Genomic DNA, 14989 nt, shown 5'->3' on the forward strand with positions numbered 1-14989 from the left:
CGCTAGAATAGACAGACCTGTCTGAAAGGGTGACCGCGATGGCGACCAAGGCTCCGGAGACACAGGCGGCGAAGCGGCCGGCCAGGCAGCCGGCCAGGCCGTCCGCGCGCGAACGCCTGCTGGCCTCGGCCAACGAGCTGTTCTACCGGGAGGGCGTGCAGACCGTCGGCATCGACCGGATCATCGAGCACGCCGGCGTCGCGAAGGCCTCGCTGTACAACACCTTCGGCAACAAGGAGGGCCTCGTCCGGGCGTACCTGGCCTTCCGGGGGAACCGCAACCGCGACCGCATCACCCGCGCGCTGACCCGGTTCAGGACCCCGCGGGAGCGGCTGCTGGGCGTCTTCGAGGCCCAGGGCGAGATCATCACGGACCCGGACTACAACGGCTGCGCGTTCGTCTCGGCGAGCGCCGAGGCCGGTGCGGACAGCGCGATCGCCGACGAGGCCGACGAGTACCGCGGCTGGGTGCGCGCACTGTTCACCGGACTCGCCGCGGAGGCGGGCGCCACCGACCCCGACCTGCTCGGCCGCCAGTTGCACCTGCTGTACGACGGTGCGAACCTCTCCGCCCGCATGGACCGCGATCCGACCGCCTCCAGCACGGCCCGTGCCGCCGCGGCGGCGCTCCTCGACGCGGCGCTGCCGCCCGCCGCGGACGGTCCCCGGCACCCCGCGCGCCCCTGACCTGAGGCGACTCCTGCTGAGGCGACCCTAAGAAGAGTTTGTCCCCGGGTGGCCGTAATGACCGGATAAGTTCTACGCTGAGTGAGGATGCGGACGCTTCGGGAACGGAGACCCGGAGCAGATCCGGTGGCAAGACAAGCACACGCGAAGGAGGTGGCTTTGATGGCCACCGATTCGACTCACTCGGCGGGCTCCGGGCGGTCCGGCGCGGCCGCTGCCCCGTCGGACTCCCACATTGAGAGTCATCCGGACATCGTCTCCCTGCGCAACCGCTACGAGACGGTGAACGAATCACCGGTGTCCGGCCTGGTCGAGGGCCTCTGCCTGCTGAGCGGCCTGTACCTGGCGATCTCGCCGTGGGTGGTGGGGTTCGACAACTTCACCGCACTGAAGGTGAGCAACCTGATCACCGGTCTCGCGCTGGCCGTGCTCGCACTGGGTTACGGCTCGGCGCTGGAGAGGACCCACAACCTCGGTTGGGTCGCCTGCGCGATCGGCGTGTGGACGATCATCGCCCCGTGGTGCGTGGTGGGCAACGCGAGCGTCTGGAAGGTGATTCTGAGCAACGCGATCGTCGGAGGCGTCATCTGCATGGTCGGTCTCGCGACCATGGGATTCGGGCCACTGGCCAAGCGGCGGGCCAAGGGATCACGGCGGGCCACCACCGTCTGACGCCGTCCCGTCATCGCTCCACCACAAGCGGGCGGCCCCGGAGTTCCGGGGCCGCCCGCACGCGTGCGCGGGCCGTGTCGGTCGAGTCGGTCGGGTCAGTCGAGGCCGTGCTGCCGGGCGTACAGGGCCGCGGCCGCCCGGTCCCGCGAACCGGTCTTCGCGAACACCCGGTTGATGTGCGTCTTGACGGTGTTGGCGCTCAGGAACAGCTCGGCGGCGATCTCGCCGTTGTTCCGGCCGCGTGCGATCAGCGTGAGGATCTCCGCCTCACGCGGCGTCAGCCCGTCCGGCAGGTCACCGGCCGCCCGCTGTCCCGCCGCGTCGCCGCCCGGCCGGCCGTCGCGCCCGGGTTCCCGGTCCGCCTCCCGGCCCCCGCCGCCGGCCGCCGCCAGCAGCGTCGCCTGCACCTGCGGGTCGAGCACGGTCAGCCCGGCCGCCGCACTGTGCAGGGTGCGCGCGATGTGCCGCCGGTCGGCGTCCTTCGTCAGGTAGCTGCGCGCGCCCGCGCGCAGCGTGTCCAGTACCGAGCGGTCGTCCGCGTACGTGGTGAGGACGACGACCGCGACCTCCGGATGCTCGGCGGTCAGCCGGCGGGTGGCCTCGGTGCCGTCCATCACCGGCATGTGCAGGTCCAGCAGGATCGCGTCGGGGCGGTGCTCGGCGACCATCGCCAGCGCTTCCCGGCCGTCCGCGGCCGAGGCGACGACCTCGATGTCGGGCAGCAGGTTCAGCATCAGTACCAGGCCCTCGCGCACGGCCGCCTGGTCGTCCGCGACGACCACCCGCAGCGGCTCCTCGGGCGCGCTCACCTCGGCACCCGGGCCGTCACGGTCCAACGCCCCACGCCGGCGCCGCCGTTGGCGACGCCGCCCGCGCCGTCGGTGCCGGCCGTGCCGTCCCCGGTGTCCGCCACCGGGCCGGCGGTCAGCGTGCCGCCGAGCAGCAGCAGACGCTCCCGCATGCCCGTCAGGCCGTAGCCGCTGTTCAGGGTCGCGAAGTCACCGGATCCCGAAGGGCCCAGCGGATTGCCGACGGTCAGCGTCACGTCGTCGTCCCCGTAGGCCAGACGCACGTCCACGGGCCGGTGCGGCGCGTGCTTCGCCGCGTTCACCAGGGACTCCTGGGCGGTGCGCACCAGGGCCAGGTCGTGCTCGGCCGGGATGTCCCCCCGCCGTCCCGTCACCGCGACGGTCACCGCGGCGCCGTGCCGTTCCTCGTGGGCCGCGGCCATCCGCGCCAACTCCTCGTCCAGCGGCGGGGTGTCGGCCCGCAGCGCGTGCACCGCCCGCCTCGTCTCGGCCAGTCCGTCCGAGGCTATCCGCTGCGCCTTCGCGAGCACGCCGTCGGCCTGCCCGACCGTCGCCGGTTCGGGGCCCTCCGCGAGCAGCGCGCGGGCGGCCTGGATCTGGATACCGAGCGCGCCCAGCGAGTGCGCCAGCACGTCGTGGATCTCGCGGGCGATCCTGGCCCGCTCGTCGAGCACCGCGACCCGCCGCTGCTCCACGCGCAGCCGCTCGACCTGTTGGACCATCGCCGCGGACTGCTCGGCCTGCACGCGCAGGGACCGCCGGTTGTGGCCCGCCAGCAGGCCGACGAGCAGCAGCAGCGAGTAGCCGATGGCGCCGGCGCGGTCCAGGCCGCCCGCCAAAGTGCCGACGGCGACGGCGAGCACGCCCGCGCCCAGGACCGTCCAGCCGCGCGCCAGCCGGGTCCAGCCGCCGGCCTCCACGGTCGCCATGCAGCTGAGCGCCACCATCTCGCCGGCGTTCTGGACGGTGCAGCCCGCACCGGCGGAGACGGCCACCACGCCCACCACCGCGGGCAGCAGCAGCGGGTGCCGCCGCGCCGGGCCGGGGAAGACGTCGAGGACCGCCCACCCGCCGATGGCCGCGACGCCCAGCGCGTACGCGGCGACCACGAACGGGAACGCCACGGGTCCGTGCGGCGGCTGGGCGAACACCGAGATGCCGACGAGCACGACCGCGGCCGTCCGGACCATCCACATCGCCGTACGCAGCACGGGCTCACCATAGCCCCGCGGCGTGCGGTCCCCGCGGGCCGGAACAGCATCGGCGCCGGCGCCGGCGCCTGCGGCGGGCGGTTCGGGGGTGTGGGGCCCGTGCCGGGGGTCGGAGGTGGCGGCCTGGCCGGACGCGTCTGCGCCTCGGGCGGCCGCTTGGGGTGTGCGAGACCCGTGCCCGGGAGCGGCGGGCGCAGCGTGGCCGGGGGCGCCCTCCGCGGTGCCGGCCGCGGCCGCGTCCCGTGCGGGCCCCGCTTCCGCGGCCCTGCGCCCGGCCGCCGCGCTGCCCGCGCCCCCGGTTGCCGCCGCGGGGCCGGGCGCGGGGGGCCCGCCGGGGTGGGGGGACGCGTGCCTGGTGGCGCGCATGGCCGGGGTCACCTCCGCCGTCCGTCGAAGCCGCGGCCGCCCCGGCCGGGGCCGCGCCGCGACGGGCGCCGGACGCCGGGCTCGGGAACCGTCCCGAAGCTGTGCCCGTAGTCCTCGTCGTAACCCCGCGCGGAACCGCGTCCGTCGCCCTGCCCGTGGGCCCGCACGGCTTCGCTCTCGTAGGCGTGGCCGTAGCCCTGGCCGGGGGCGCCCTCCGCGCCGTGCCCGCCATGCCCGCGCCCGGCGTGGCGCCCGAAGCCGTCGCTGCCACCGGCGCGACCACCGCCGCCGGCCGTCCGGCCGCTGCCCGCACGGGCGGTGCCGGGCCACGCGCGCATCCGGTCGGCGAGGAAGACCCGGCCGTCCTTCTCGGGCGCGAAGGGGATGCCGGAGCCGACCGCGCGCAGGGTGATCACCCCGGCCTGGCCGAGCCGGTTGAGGCCGAGCATCAGCACGATCGGCGCGCTGGACGCCGCCAGGTGCGCGCCGGCCGCCCCGGCCAGCACGGTCAGGCCGACGCGGGCGCCGACGAGCGCAGCCCACCACCACAGGCCGCGGAGCGGCACCCGGCCCCACAGCCCGCCGTCGCGGTGCTCCAGCCGCATCGTGGCGCCCTGGCCGGCGCCGACGGCGACGGCGGCCACCGCGCCGACGGCGAGGAACGCCACGTCGGCGGGCGTGACGGCGCCGTGGCCGCCGAGCCGGGTGACGCCCACGACGGCGAGTACCGCCGGGAGCAGCAGCACCCGGCGGCCGCGCAGCGGCTCGCCCAGGAGCTGGCGTCCGATGACGAACACGGCGACGGCGATGACGGCCAGGATGTCGATCACGGTGGCGCTCCCTCGGGTCGGGCGGTGGCTTCACCGACGACGTTAGGAACGGCGGCGAGCACCGGCGTCACACCGCGGGGTGACCGCGGGGGTGACCTTCGGGGTGAGGCCGGGGGGTGACGGGCGGCATCCCCTCACCCGCGCTTCTCACCCCGCTTCTCGCCCCGTGGGGTGGCGCCCCGGCAGGGGGTCCGCGGCCAGTCTCGAAGGCGTCAGGGCCCGGCCGGAGCGGCCGGCCGGGCCGCGCAGAGAGCGCAGACACCGCACAGGCAAGGGACCCGCCATGTCGTCCGTCGAGCAAGCCCTGCTGATCAACGCGATCGTCCTGGTCGCCGTCCTGGAGGCGGACCTCGGCCCGCACCGCAAGATCAACGCGTTCCGCGTCGTACGGCCGCTGCTGATGGCCGCCGGGATCGTGCCGCTCTACCTGAAGGCCGTGACCACGCACGGCGCGGGCCTGGGCCTGGAGCTGACCGGGCTGCTGGCCGGCGTGGTGTGCGGGGCGATCGCCGCCGCCCTGGTCCGCGTCTACCGCAGCCCCAGGACCGGCCGGCCGGTGAGCGCCGCCGGGTTCGGCTACGCGGCGCTGTGGGTGACCGTCATCGGCGCCCGGGCCGCGTTCTCCTACGGGTCCGTCCACTGGTTCGGGCCGCAGCTCGGGCAGTGGATGGCGGACCAGCGGGTCACGGCCGACGCGCTGACCGACGCGCTGCTGGTCATGGCCGTCGCGATGACCCTCACCCGCACGGTGGCCCTGGGAGCCCGCGCGGCGCGGATGCCGCGCCCGGTGGCGGCCGCCGCCTGACCCGGCCCCCGCGCCTGACCCGGCCCCCGCGCCTGATCTTCCCGCGCGGCTGACCGGCCCGCGCGCCTGGCCGACAATGCCTGTGGGGGCGGGTCGTGTGACCCGCCCCGCACGGGCCCGCCGTCACGTCCGGCCCGTTCCCTCCGTCGAACCGGTGACGGCACCCGCACCACCCGAAGGGGACGCACGCCATGAGCGACCTGCTCACCGAGGAGTTCGAACGCCACCGCGGCCAGCTGCGTGCGGTCGGCTACCGCATGCTCGGCTCGCTCAGCGAGGCCGACGACGCCGTGCAGGAGGCGTGGCTGCGGCTGAACCGCACCGACGCGGCCGCCATCCACAACCTGGGCGGCTGGCTGACGACGGTCACCGCGCGGGTGTGCCTGGACATGCTGCGGTCGCGCACCTCGCGGCGCGAGGAGCCGCTGGACACCCACGTCCCCGACCCGGTGGTGACGGGCGTGGAGGGCGCGGACCCCGAGCAGCAGGCGCTGCTCGCCGACTCCGTGGGGATGGCGCTGCTGGTGGTCCTGGACACCCTGGCGCCCGCCGAACGCCTCGCGTTCGTGCTGCACGACATGTTCGCCGTGCCCTTCGACGACATCGCGCCGATCGTGGACCGCACGCCGGCCGCGGCCCGGCAGCTGGCCAGCCGGGCCCGCCGCCGCGTCCAGGGCGTGGACCTCGACCCGGAAACGGACGTGAGCCGGCAGCGGGAGGTCGTGGACGCGTTCGTGTCCGCCTCCCGCGGCGGCGACTTCGAGGCGCTGCTCGCCGTCCTCGACCCGGACGTGGTGCTGCGCGCCGACGTGGGCGCCGCCCTGGTGGGCGTCTCGCACGAGATCCGCGGCGCCGCGAAGGTCGCCGGACAGGCGCTGCTGTTCCGCGGCGGAAGCGTCGCCGAGGCCCTGGACAGCCGGACGGTGCTGGTCAACGGCACGGTCGGCCGGTTGAACCGGCTCGACGGCAAGGCGGTGTCGCTGCTCGCCTTCACCGTGCGCGGCGGCCGCATCACCCGCATCGACATCCTCGGCGACCCGGACCGCCTGGCCACGCTGGACCTCCCGCCCGTGTGACCCGCCACCCGTGCGACGCGCCGAGCTGAACCCGCCTCCGGGGTGAACGCCGGACCGGCGTGACCCCGCCGCGCCGCGCCCCGCAGCGCCCGGCAACCGCCGCGGCGGCTCAGACGCGGCGGGTGATCCGTTCCAGCAGCGGCAACGCGGCGGCCAGTTGGCGCTGCTCGTCCTCGCTGAGCTCCTCGGTGATCGCCGCGGTCAGCCGGCGGGCCCGCTCGGCGCGCGCCCCGGTCAGCCCCTCGCGCCCGGCCGGGGTCAGCGACACGACGATGCGCCGGCCGTCGGCGGGGTCCTGGGCGCGGTCGACCAGGCCGCGCTCCTGCAGCCGGTTGACGAGGGTGCACATCGACTGCGGCCTGATGCCCTCCCCGGCGGCCAGTTCCGACGCGGTGGCCGGACCCTCGCGGTCCAGCCGGACCAGCGCGGAGGTCTGCGACAGCGTCAGCTCGTCGTCGGGGCGGAACCGCCGCAGGCGGCGCACCAGGGGTCCGAGTGCGGCGCGCAGGTCGGCGGCGATCCGGGCCGGTTCGGCCGTCGTGGCGTCCATGACCCTCAGCATAAACTGAACAGTTCAGGCTTATGGTAGAGATGGCGCCATGACCCAACTCCCCACCGGAGCCTCCGCGTCCGGTTCGCTCACGGCCACCACGATCACGATCCAGGGCCACGGCGGCGACGAGATCGAGGCCTACGTGGCCATGCCCGAGGGCGACGCCCGGCGCGGCGGCGTCGTCGTCATCCACCACCTGCCGGGCTACGACCGGCCCACCAAGGAGATCGTGCGGCGCTTCGCCGAACTCGGCTACGACGCGATCTGCCCGAACCTGTACTCGCGCGAGGCGCCCGGTGCCTCGCCCGACGACGCGGCCGCGGTCGCCCGCGCCAACGGCGGCGTTCCCGACGAGCGGCTGGTCGGCGACGTGTCCGGTGCGGTGGACTACCTGCGCGCGCTGCCCACCTCCAACGGCCGGGCCGGCGTGATCGGCTACTGCTCCGGCGGCCGGCAGACCGTGCTCTCCGCGTGCCACATCGACGTCGACGCGGCCGTCGACTGCTACGGCGCGTTCGTCACCGGCACGATCCCGCCCGACCTGCCGCTGAAGGTCACCACGCTGCACGACCAGCTCCCCGAGCTGCGGGCCCCGCTGCTCGGCCTGTTCGGCGCGGAGGACAGCCACCCCAGCCCCGAGCAGGTCGCCGAGCTGGAGCGGATCCTCACCGATCTCGGCAAGGACTTCGCGTTCCACTCCTACGACGGCGCCGGGCACGCCTTCTTCGCCGTCAACCGGCCCAGCTACAACGTGGTCGCGGCCAACGACGGCTGGGAGCGCATCGAGTCCTTCTTCGCCCGCCACCTCGGGGGCTGACCGGCATGTGCACCTATCTCACCGTCAAGGACGACGTCGAGGGCAGCGCCAAGGGCCCGGGCGGCTCGTGGTTCCGGGTCTCCGACGTGACCGTGTACTACGACCACCCCGTCCACGCCATGGCCGAGCACACGCTGAACATCGACTTCAGCGCCCCGGCGGGCGGGCCGGGCGCCCGGGTCGCCCTCGAACTGACCGCGGAGTCGGCCCGTGCGCTGGTCGCCGCGGTGCAGCGGGCGCTGGACGCGGTGCCGCAGGAGATGCTGAGCTGACCGGCCGCTGAGGGTCCGGGGCTCCGCCCGCGCGGCCGTGCCGCCGGGACCGCCCGCGCACCCGGCGCCCGGAGACAGGCGCGTTCCGTCCTTGTCTCCGGGCGTGTACGCGGGATGTCAGCCGGATGTGGGCGCCGTGTCGGCGTGGCGCGGGACAGTGCTGCCCATGGGGATGACGCAGACGCGGCGGGCGGCCCGGATCGAGCCGCGGACAACGACGGCGGCGCGGACGGCCAAGGCGACGGCTGACGCGGCCGCCGACGCCACGGCCGACGCGGCGGCCACGGCGGCGCCGCACGGGCCGGGCGCCGCCGCGGGCGGTGAGGGAGCCGGGGGCACGCGGCGCGGCGCGGCCGCCGCCTTCGTGCGGTTCGTGCTCTGCGGGGGCGGGGTGAGCCTGCTGTCCAGCGGCGTCCTGCTGGCCCTCGGCGGGCGCATGCCGTTCGCGGTCGCCAACGCCCTCGTCACCGTCGCCGGCACCCTGCTGGCCACCGAGCTGCACCACCGCTTCACCTTCGGCACCGCCGGCCCGGGTGGAGCCGGGGGCGGCACGCCCGGCGTCCCGGGCGTCGCCGGTGGCCTCGGCGTCGGGGACGATCGCGGCATTCGGCGCGTTCAGGGCGTCTGGGACAGCCGGGCCGGGTGGCGGATTCACGCCAAGTCCGCGGTCACCCTGGCGGCCGCCTACCTCGTGACGACCGCCGCCGTGATCGCCCTGGGCGCCGTCCACCCGCGTCCCGGCCCGCTCCTCGCGCAGGCCGTGTACCTCGCGGCCGCGGGCCTGGCGGGCGCCGGGCGCTTCCTGGTCCTGCGGTTCATCGTCTTCGCGGGGTTCGCCCGGAAGGCCGACACCGGCCGTCCGGCCGCCCCCGGAACCGCGCTGCGCCGCGGCGAGGTGACCGTCGCCGCGTAAGTGGCGCACGTCACACGGGAGGTGCCGTCAGGGGGGAGGGGCTTCCCGTTCACGAGCTTTTTGCGCATGCTTTGAGTACCCGATTGCCGACCCGAGCGGCTTTCGGGTGACAATGCGACAGTCGAAGCTGTAGTAGTCGGCCCATCAAAGAAGCGAGGATCCCATGTTGCGAAACGGGCTGGAGCCGTGGCACCTGATCGTGGTGGCGATTCTCGTCATCCTGCTGTTCGGGTCCAAGAAGCTCCCGGATGCCGCCCGCGGTCTCGGTAAGTCGATGCGCATCCTCAAGTCCGAGGCGAAGGCCATGAAGACGGACGACGCGACGCCCGCGAGCGGCGCGCCGACCTCTTCGCCGGCCCCGACCCCGGAGGCCATCACCCCCACCGACGTGGTGACGGTGAACGAGGCCGCGCAGGAGAAGGCGACCACCGCCAAGTAACCCCCTGCGGCCCGGCCCCCGCTTCCGTCCTCCGGCAGTCTTGATACGTTCTCGACGTCCGGACACCGGAAGGGAAGCGGGGGTTCTGTGGTTGCGTCGGTGGTGGGGGCTGCCGGTGCGGTGCCCCCCGAGTTCGTCGCCGGGTTCCCGGAGATCCTGGCGGACGTGTCCGCCAGCTGTCGCACCCTCAGCCGCAGTGAGCGGGAGGGCCGCAGGGTCCTCGGCGAGCAGGCCGCGGACGCCGGTTACGGCCTGCGCGACCTGACCGCGGTGCATCTCGCGGCGGCCCGCCGCGCCTGGGCCACGCTGCCCGGCGTCACCGGCGCCCGCGACACGGCGGAGCTGCGGAAGACCGGCACGGCCGTGCTGGCCGCGCTGGAGGCCGGCATAGCCGCCCTGAGCGAGGGCCACGAGCGTGCCCAGCGGCACGCGGTCCGGCGGGCCGAGGCGGCCCGCCGCGCCTTCGTCGACGACCTGCTGTACGGGCGCTCCGACCCCGGCCGCATCGCCGAGCAGGCCGAGGGCTTCGGGCTGCGGCTGGCCGACCGCCACGTGGTGGCCGTGGCCGCGCCGCCCGACGGCGAGACGTACGACGAGGCGCATCCGCTGCTGCGGCGGGTCGAGCGCGAACTCGCCGGGCGGTTCGGCGACCACGACGCGCTGATCGCCCCCAAGGACGGACGCCTGGTGTGCGTCGCGCCCACCACCCAGCAGCACACGCTGGACGCCTTCGTCACGCTCTGCTCGGTCCACCGGGTGGCCGTCAGTCGCCCGCACAGCGGGGCCGTGGGCGTCGTCCGCAGCTACGAGGAGGCGCTCAGCGCCCTGGACCTGGCCGCGCGGCTCGGGCTCGGCGCCAAGGTCCTCAGCGCGGCCGATCTGCTGGTCTTCCCGGTGCTGCTGCGCGACCGGGCGGCCATGGCGGACCTCATCACGTCGGTGCTGGGGCCCCTGGAGCACGCGCGCGGCGGGGCCGAGCCGCTGCTCGCCACGATCAGCGCCTACGCGGAGGCCGGATACGTCAACGCGGAGGCCGCGCGCCGCCTCGATCTGAGTGTCCGCGCGCTGTCCTACCGCCTGGAGCGGATCGCCGCCCTCACCGGCTTCGACCCGGACGACTCCCTCCAGCGCTACACGCTGGAGACCGCCGCGCTCGGCGCGCGGCTCCTGGGCTGGCCGACGTCCCCGGTCTGAGGGCGCGGCCGGCGGCGCCGCCGGGTCAGCAGGGCTCCTCGTCGCACACGTCCTCGGCGCGGGCCTCCTCGCACTCCTGCCGCAGCCCGGCGCTGATCGCCCGGCCGATGTCGCGCAGCGCGTCGAGCTGCTCCGGTGTGAGGACGTCGAACAGCTTCTCGCGCACCGCCGTGACGTGGCCGGGCGCGGCCGCGGCCAGCGCGGTGAACCCCTCGTCGGTCAGCTCGCACACCCAGCCGCGGCGGTCCCCGTCGGCCGGCCGCCGGACCACCCAGCCGTTCTTCTCCAGTGCCGACACGGCGTGGGAGAGGCGGCTGCGCGAGGACAGCGACGCCTCCGCCAGCTCGCTCATCCGCAGCCGCCGCCCGTCCGCCTCGCTGAGCCGGACGAGAATCTCGTAGTAGGCCATGGGCATGCCGGAGTCACGGCGCATCTGCCGGTCGATGTAGGCCGAGAACTCGACGTTCGCGGTCATGTACGCCCGCCAGGTCTGCTGCTCGGTCTCCGTCAACCACCGCACGTCACTCATACCCCCAGCATAGCTGGTGGTTGAACTCTCAATCTAGGTGGGTTATGTTCGGTGACTGAGGGCGCCATCCTCTGCCCCTTACCGTCCGGCCTCCCTAGGAGCCCCCCATGACCTCGCAGACCGACGTGATCGACGGCTACGTCGCCGGCACCTGGACCATCGACACCGTGCACTCCGACGTGTCCTTCTACGTCCGCCACCTGGGCGTTTCCAAGGTCCGCGGCAGTTTCGAGACCTTCGAGGGCACCATCGTGACCGCGGAGAACCCCCTGGACTCCACGGTGAACACGGTCATCAAGACCACCTCGGTGAACACCAAGAACGAGATGCGGGACAACCACGTCCGCAGCGCGGACTTCCTGGACTCCGAGCAGTTCCCGGAGATGACCTTCACCTCCACCGCCATCCGCCCCAAGACCTCCGAGCTGTTCGAGGTCGACGGCGAGCTGTCGCTGAAGGGCGTCACCAAGACCGTCACCCTCCAGCTGGAGCTGAACGGCTTCGGCACCCACTACGAGGGCCACGCCATCGCGGGCTTCTCGGCCGCCACCGAGATCAACCGGAGCGACTTCGGTGTGACCGGCGGCGCGGCCGGTGCGGCCGTCAGCGAGAAGATCCGCATCGCGCTGGAGATCGAGGCCACGCAGAAGCAGGACTGACCCTCCCGGGTACTCCTCCAGGCCGCCGGCCGCCGTCCGCCCCGTGTGGACGGCGGCCGGCGGCTTTTCGGTTGCGGCACGGTTCGGGACGTCAGGAGCCGGTCAAGACTGCCGGGAACCGGCAATGCCGGACCCACCCCCGACCTGCCACGATCTGTCCGGCGATCGGAGATCCACGGGGGAGGCGCATCGGGAATGGGGGAGTTCACCGGTGTCGTCCTGGGCTTTCCGACCGTGCTGTGGGGAGGGGCGCTCGTGGTCGTGGTGGCCTACTGGGGTCTCGTGCTGGTCGGCGGCGCCGGCCTGCACGGACCCGGCCACCACGGCCACGTCGCGGTTCACCACGGCGGGACGTCGCACCCTGCCGGGGCCGCGCCTCGCGCCGCGATGCGGGGATCGCTGGTGGCGGCCGCGGGACTGGACGGCGTGCCCGTCACCGTCGTGCTGTCGCTGCTGGTCACCTTCGCGTGGTGCCTGAGCCTGATCGGCTCCACCGCGCTGGACGGCGCCGGCGTCCACGGCGTGCTCCGCACCATCGGCGACCTCGTGCTCCTGGCCGCGGCGCTCGCCGGCTCCTGGTCGCTCACATGGCTGCTGGTCCGGCCGCTGCGGCGCCTGTTCCCCGAGCAGCGCCCGCCGTCCCGCGAGGACTTCGTCGGGCTGCTGTGCACGGTCCGCACCGGCCGCGTCACGGGCGCCTTCGGGCAGGCCGAGGTGGCCGCGGCCGACGGGTCCACCGCCGTGGTCCAGGTGCGGCAGACCGGCGGCGAACGGTTCGCCGCCGGCTCCACGGGCCTGCTCTACGCGTACGAGCCGGACGGGGAGTTCTTCTGGGTCGCGCCGTTCGACGACCCGATGGGCGCCCCGCCGACGCGGCCCCCCGGCGGATCCGCCGTCACCTGATCCGCGGCGCCGCGCGAATCCCGCGCCCTCCCGCGACGCCCACGCCGTCCCGGGCCGTCCCACGCCTTCCTGCCCCTATCCCCGACGTCCCGCGCTGTCCGGGGACGTCACTCACCGTCACGCAACTCCACACTTCCGCATCGAGGTTGATCCGTCATGGATGCCACCGCCCTGGGGATCGGCGTCACTCTCGCCGTCCTCGCCCTCATCGCACTCGGGGTCCTGCTCACCGTCGGCCGGCTCTTCCGCAAGGTCGAGCAGGGGCAGGCGCTGATCGTCTCCAAGACCCGGCAGGTGGACGTCACCTTCACCGGCGCCGTCGTCCTGCCGGTGCTGCACAACGCCGAGTTGATGGACATCTCGGTGAAGACCATCGAGATCCAGCGGACCGGCCGCGAGGGCCTGATCTGCCAGGACAACATCCGCGCGGACATCCATCTGACGTTCTTCGTGCGGGTCAACAAGACCGTCGAGGACGTCGTGAAGGTCGCGCAGGCCATCGGCACCCAGCGGGCCAGCCACCAGGAGACGCTGCAGGCGCTGTTCAGCGCGAAGTTCTCCGAGGCGCTCAAGACGGTCGGCAAGCAACTGGACTTCGTCGACCTCTACACCCACCGCGAGCACTTCCGCGACCAGATCATCCAGGTCATCGGCACCGACCTCAACGGCTACCACCTGGAGGACTGCGCGATCGACTTCCTGGAGCAGACGCCGGTCACCCAGCTCGACCCGGCCAACATCCTGGACGCGCAGGGCATCCGGAAGATCACCGAACTGACGGTGATCGAGCACGTGCGGACCAACGAGTCGCAGCGCACCGAGCAGAAGGAGATCACCCGGCAGAACGTCGAGGCGCGGGAGACCATCCTGGAGCTGGAACGCCGCCAGGCCGAGGCGGAGATCAAGCAGCGCCGCGAGGTGGAGACGCTGCGGGCCCGCGAGGAGGCCGTCACCGCGAGGGTCCAGGAGGAGGAACGCCTGGGCTCCCAGGGCGCGTTCATCCGCACCGAGGAAGCCCTCGGGGTGCAGCGGGAGAACCAGGCGCGCGAGGTGTCCGTCGCGCAGAAGAACCGCGAGCGGGTCATCGCGGTGGAGAACGAGCGGATCGAGAAGGACCGCGTCCTGGAGGTCATCGCGCGCGAGCGGGAGACCGAACTGGCCCGCATCTCCAAGGACAAGGAGGTCGAGGCCGAGCGCCGCGAGGTCGCCGACGTGGTGCGCGAACGCATCGCCGTGGACCGCACGGTCGCCGAACAGGAGGAGTCCATCAAGCAGTTGCGGCTCGTCCAGGAGGCCGAGCGGGAGCGGCAAGCCCTCGTCATCACCGCGGAGGCGCAGGCCCAGGAGCGGCTGGTCAAGGACATCAAGGCGGCGGAGGCCGCCGAGCAGGCCGCGCAGCACAAGGCCCGCGAGGCGCTGACCATCGCCGAGGCCCGCAAGCAGGCCGCGGACCTGGACGCCGCGGCGAAGATCCGGCTGGCCGAGGGCATGCGGGCGGAGGCGGCCGCCGCCGGGCTGGCCGAGGTCGAGGTGCAGGAACGCAGCGCCGAGGCGATCGCCAAGGTGGGCGCCGCGGAGGCGTCCGCGACCGCCGCGCGGCTGACCGCGGAGGCCGAGGGCGCCCGGCTGCTGTCGCTCGCCACGGCCGAGGGCACCACCGCGCAGGCCGCCGCTGAGGCGGCCATGATCGGCGGGAAGCTCAAGGCGGAGGCGGCCGGCCTGACCGAGAAGGCGGCGGCGATGGCGGCGCTGGACGACGCCTCGCGCGGCCACGAGGAGTACCGGCTGCGGCTCGCCGCGGAGAAGGAGATCCGGCTGGCCGGCCTCGACACGCAGCGGCAGATCGCCGAGGCACAGGCCACCGTGCTGGCCGGCGGCCTGGAGAAGGCCGACATCAGCATCGTCGGCGGCGAGGACGTGTTCGTCGACCGGCTGCTCGCCGCGGTGAGCGCGGGCCGCGCGGTCGACGGCTTCGTGTCCGCGTCCGACACCGTGCAGAGCGCGGCCGCGCCCTGGCTCGACGGCTCCGGCCGCTTCACCGAGGACGCCACCCGCGTCCTCGCCCAACTCGGCGCCAACACCGGCAACCTGAACGCCCTGCTGGCCCGTCTGGCCACCCCCGCCGAGGCGGCGGTCGCCAACGGGTCCGCGAAGCAGTGACCGCGACGCGGGCCGCGGCGAGCCCGCGCGGCCCGGCGGATGCGGGCGACGCCGTGGCCACGGGGTCACGGGGTGCGGTGAGGGAGGCGTCAGGG

General features: G+C 74.3%; 17 protein-coding genes. 12 read left to right on the top strand and 5 right to left on the bottom strand.

All coding sequences use genetic code 11. The annotated features are described in order from the left end of the window. The first annotated feature begins 38 nt into the window (after positions 1-38). Together BMW99_RS00095 and BMW99_RS00100 are read left to right on the top strand one after the other, a co-directional pair. Complete coding sequence (locus BMW99_RS00095; protein WP_079138204.1) at positions 39-686, top strand: TetR/AcrR family transcriptional regulator; 648 nt, start codon at positions 39-41, stop codon at positions 684-686. A 162-nt stretch (positions 687-848) separates the two neighbouring features. Further along, positions 849-1358 (top strand): SPW repeat protein, encoded by a 510-nt coding sequence (locus BMW99_RS00100; RefSeq protein WP_069462206.1) that lies wholly within the window; start codon positions 849-851, stop codon positions 1356-1358. A gap of 95 nt (positions 1359-1453) precedes the next feature. Here BMW99_RS00100 and BMW99_RS00105 read toward each other — a convergent pair whose 3' ends face one another. The 3 genes from BMW99_RS00105 to BMW99_RS00115 form a co-directional block, all read right to left on the bottom strand. Further along, a complete protein-coding gene (locus BMW99_RS00105; protein WP_075016091.1) occupies positions 1454-2167 on the bottom strand; it encodes a response regulator in 714 nt (237 codons plus the stop codon). Then, positions 2164-3378: a sensor histidine kinase gene (locus BMW99_RS00110; RefSeq protein ID WP_075016011.1), complete on the bottom strand. Its 1215-nt coding sequence runs from the start codon at positions 3376-3378 to the stop codon at positions 2164-2166. Before BMW99_RS00110 ends, BMW99_RS00105 begins: the two co-directional genes overlap by 4 nt. Before the next feature lie 374 nt (positions 3379-3752). Then, on the bottom strand, positions 3753-4574 hold the full coding sequence (locus BMW99_RS00115; protein ID WP_075016012.1) for a hypothetical protein: 822 nt from the start codon (positions 4572-4574) through the stop codon (positions 3753-3755). Positions 4575-4857: 283 nt separating this feature from the next. Between BMW99_RS00115 and BMW99_RS00120 the strand changes: the two genes are divergently transcribed. Both BMW99_RS00120 and BMW99_RS00125 read left to right on the top strand, forming a co-directional pair. Beyond that, positions 4858-5379, top strand: coding sequence for a hypothetical protein (locus tag BMW99_RS00120; RefSeq protein WP_069467426.1), 522 nt, complete (start codon positions 4858-4860; stop codon positions 5377-5379). Between the two features lie 191 nt (positions 5380-5570). Further along, positions 5571-6455, top strand: a complete 885-nt coding sequence (locus BMW99_RS00125) for a sigma-70 family RNA polymerase sigma factor (protein ID WP_069467427.1) — start codon at positions 5571-5573, stop codon at positions 6453-6455. A 109-nt stretch (positions 6456-6564) separates the two neighbouring features. Here the strand turns inward: BMW99_RS00125 and BMW99_RS00130 are convergent, their stop codons facing one another. After that, positions 6565-7005 (bottom strand): MarR family winged helix-turn-helix transcriptional regulator, encoded by a 441-nt coding sequence (locus BMW99_RS00130; RefSeq protein ID WP_176735761.1) that lies wholly within the window; start codon positions 7003-7005, stop codon positions 6565-6567. 49 nt (positions 7006-7054) lie between these two features. Between BMW99_RS00130 and BMW99_RS00135 the strand changes: the two genes are divergently transcribed. The 5 genes from BMW99_RS00135 to BMW99_RS00155 all read left to right on the top strand — a co-directional run bounded on the left by BMW99_RS00135 (position 7055) and on the right by BMW99_RS00155 (position 10643). After that, positions 7055-7825 carry a dienelactone hydrolase family protein gene (locus BMW99_RS00135; protein ID WP_075016013.1) on the top strand — a complete coding sequence of 257 codons (771 nt, stop codon included), beginning with the start codon at positions 7055-7057 and terminating at the stop codon, positions 7823-7825. 5 nt (positions 7826-7830) lie between these two features. After that, positions 7831-8097: a DUF6295 family protein gene (locus BMW99_RS00140; protein WP_069465378.1), complete on the top strand. Its 267-nt coding sequence runs from the start codon at positions 7831-7833 to the stop codon at positions 8095-8097. Between the two features lie 166 nt (positions 8098-8263). Continuing rightward, entirely contained in the window at positions 8264-9010 is a 747-nt protein-coding gene (locus tag BMW99_RS00145; protein WP_069465377.1) for a hypothetical protein, read from the top strand. A gap of 163 nt (positions 9011-9173) precedes the next feature. Next, positions 9174-9449, top strand: coding sequence for a Sec-independent protein translocase subunit TatA (tatA, locus tag BMW99_RS00150; RefSeq protein ID WP_069465376.1), 276 nt, complete (start codon positions 9174-9176; stop codon positions 9447-9449). Positions 9450-9605: 156 nt separating this feature from the next. After that, positions 9606-10643 carry a PucR family transcriptional regulator gene (locus BMW99_RS00155; RefSeq protein ID WP_245791125.1) on the top strand — a complete coding sequence of 346 codons (1038 nt, stop codon included), beginning with the start codon at positions 9606-9608 and terminating at the stop codon, positions 10641-10643. A 25-nt stretch (positions 10644-10668) separates the two neighbouring features. Here BMW99_RS00155 and BMW99_RS00160 read toward each other — a convergent pair whose 3' ends face one another. Next, positions 10669-11172, bottom strand: coding sequence for a MarR family winged helix-turn-helix transcriptional regulator (locus BMW99_RS00160; protein WP_069465375.1), 504 nt, complete (start codon positions 11170-11172; stop codon positions 10669-10671). A 107-nt stretch (positions 11173-11279) separates the two neighbouring features. On the opposite strand from BMW99_RS00160, the gene BMW99_RS00165 reads away from it, so the two are divergent. From BMW99_RS00165 to BMW99_RS00175, 3 genes are all read left to right on the top strand, one after another. Further along, a complete protein-coding gene (locus BMW99_RS00165) occupies positions 11280-11831 on the top strand; it encodes a YceI family protein (RefSeq protein ID WP_069465374.1) in 552 nt (183 codons plus the stop codon). Positions 11832-12026: 195 nt separating this feature from the next. Then, positions 12027-12734 carry a hypothetical protein gene (locus tag BMW99_RS00170; RefSeq protein ID WP_069465373.1) on the top strand — a complete coding sequence of 236 codons (708 nt, stop codon included), beginning with the start codon at positions 12027-12029 and terminating at the stop codon, positions 12732-12734. A 156-nt stretch (positions 12735-12890) separates the two neighbouring features. After that, a complete protein-coding gene (locus BMW99_RS00175) occupies positions 12891-14894 on the top strand; it encodes a flotillin family protein (RefSeq protein WP_107451653.1) in 2004 nt (667 codons plus the stop codon). The last annotated feature ends 95 nt before the right edge of the window (positions 14895-14989 follow it).

Source organism: Actinacidiphila rubida (genome assembly GCF_900110255.1).
Lineage (GTDB): Bacteria > Actinomycetota > Actinomycetes > Streptomycetales > Streptomycetaceae > Actinacidiphila > Actinacidiphila rubida.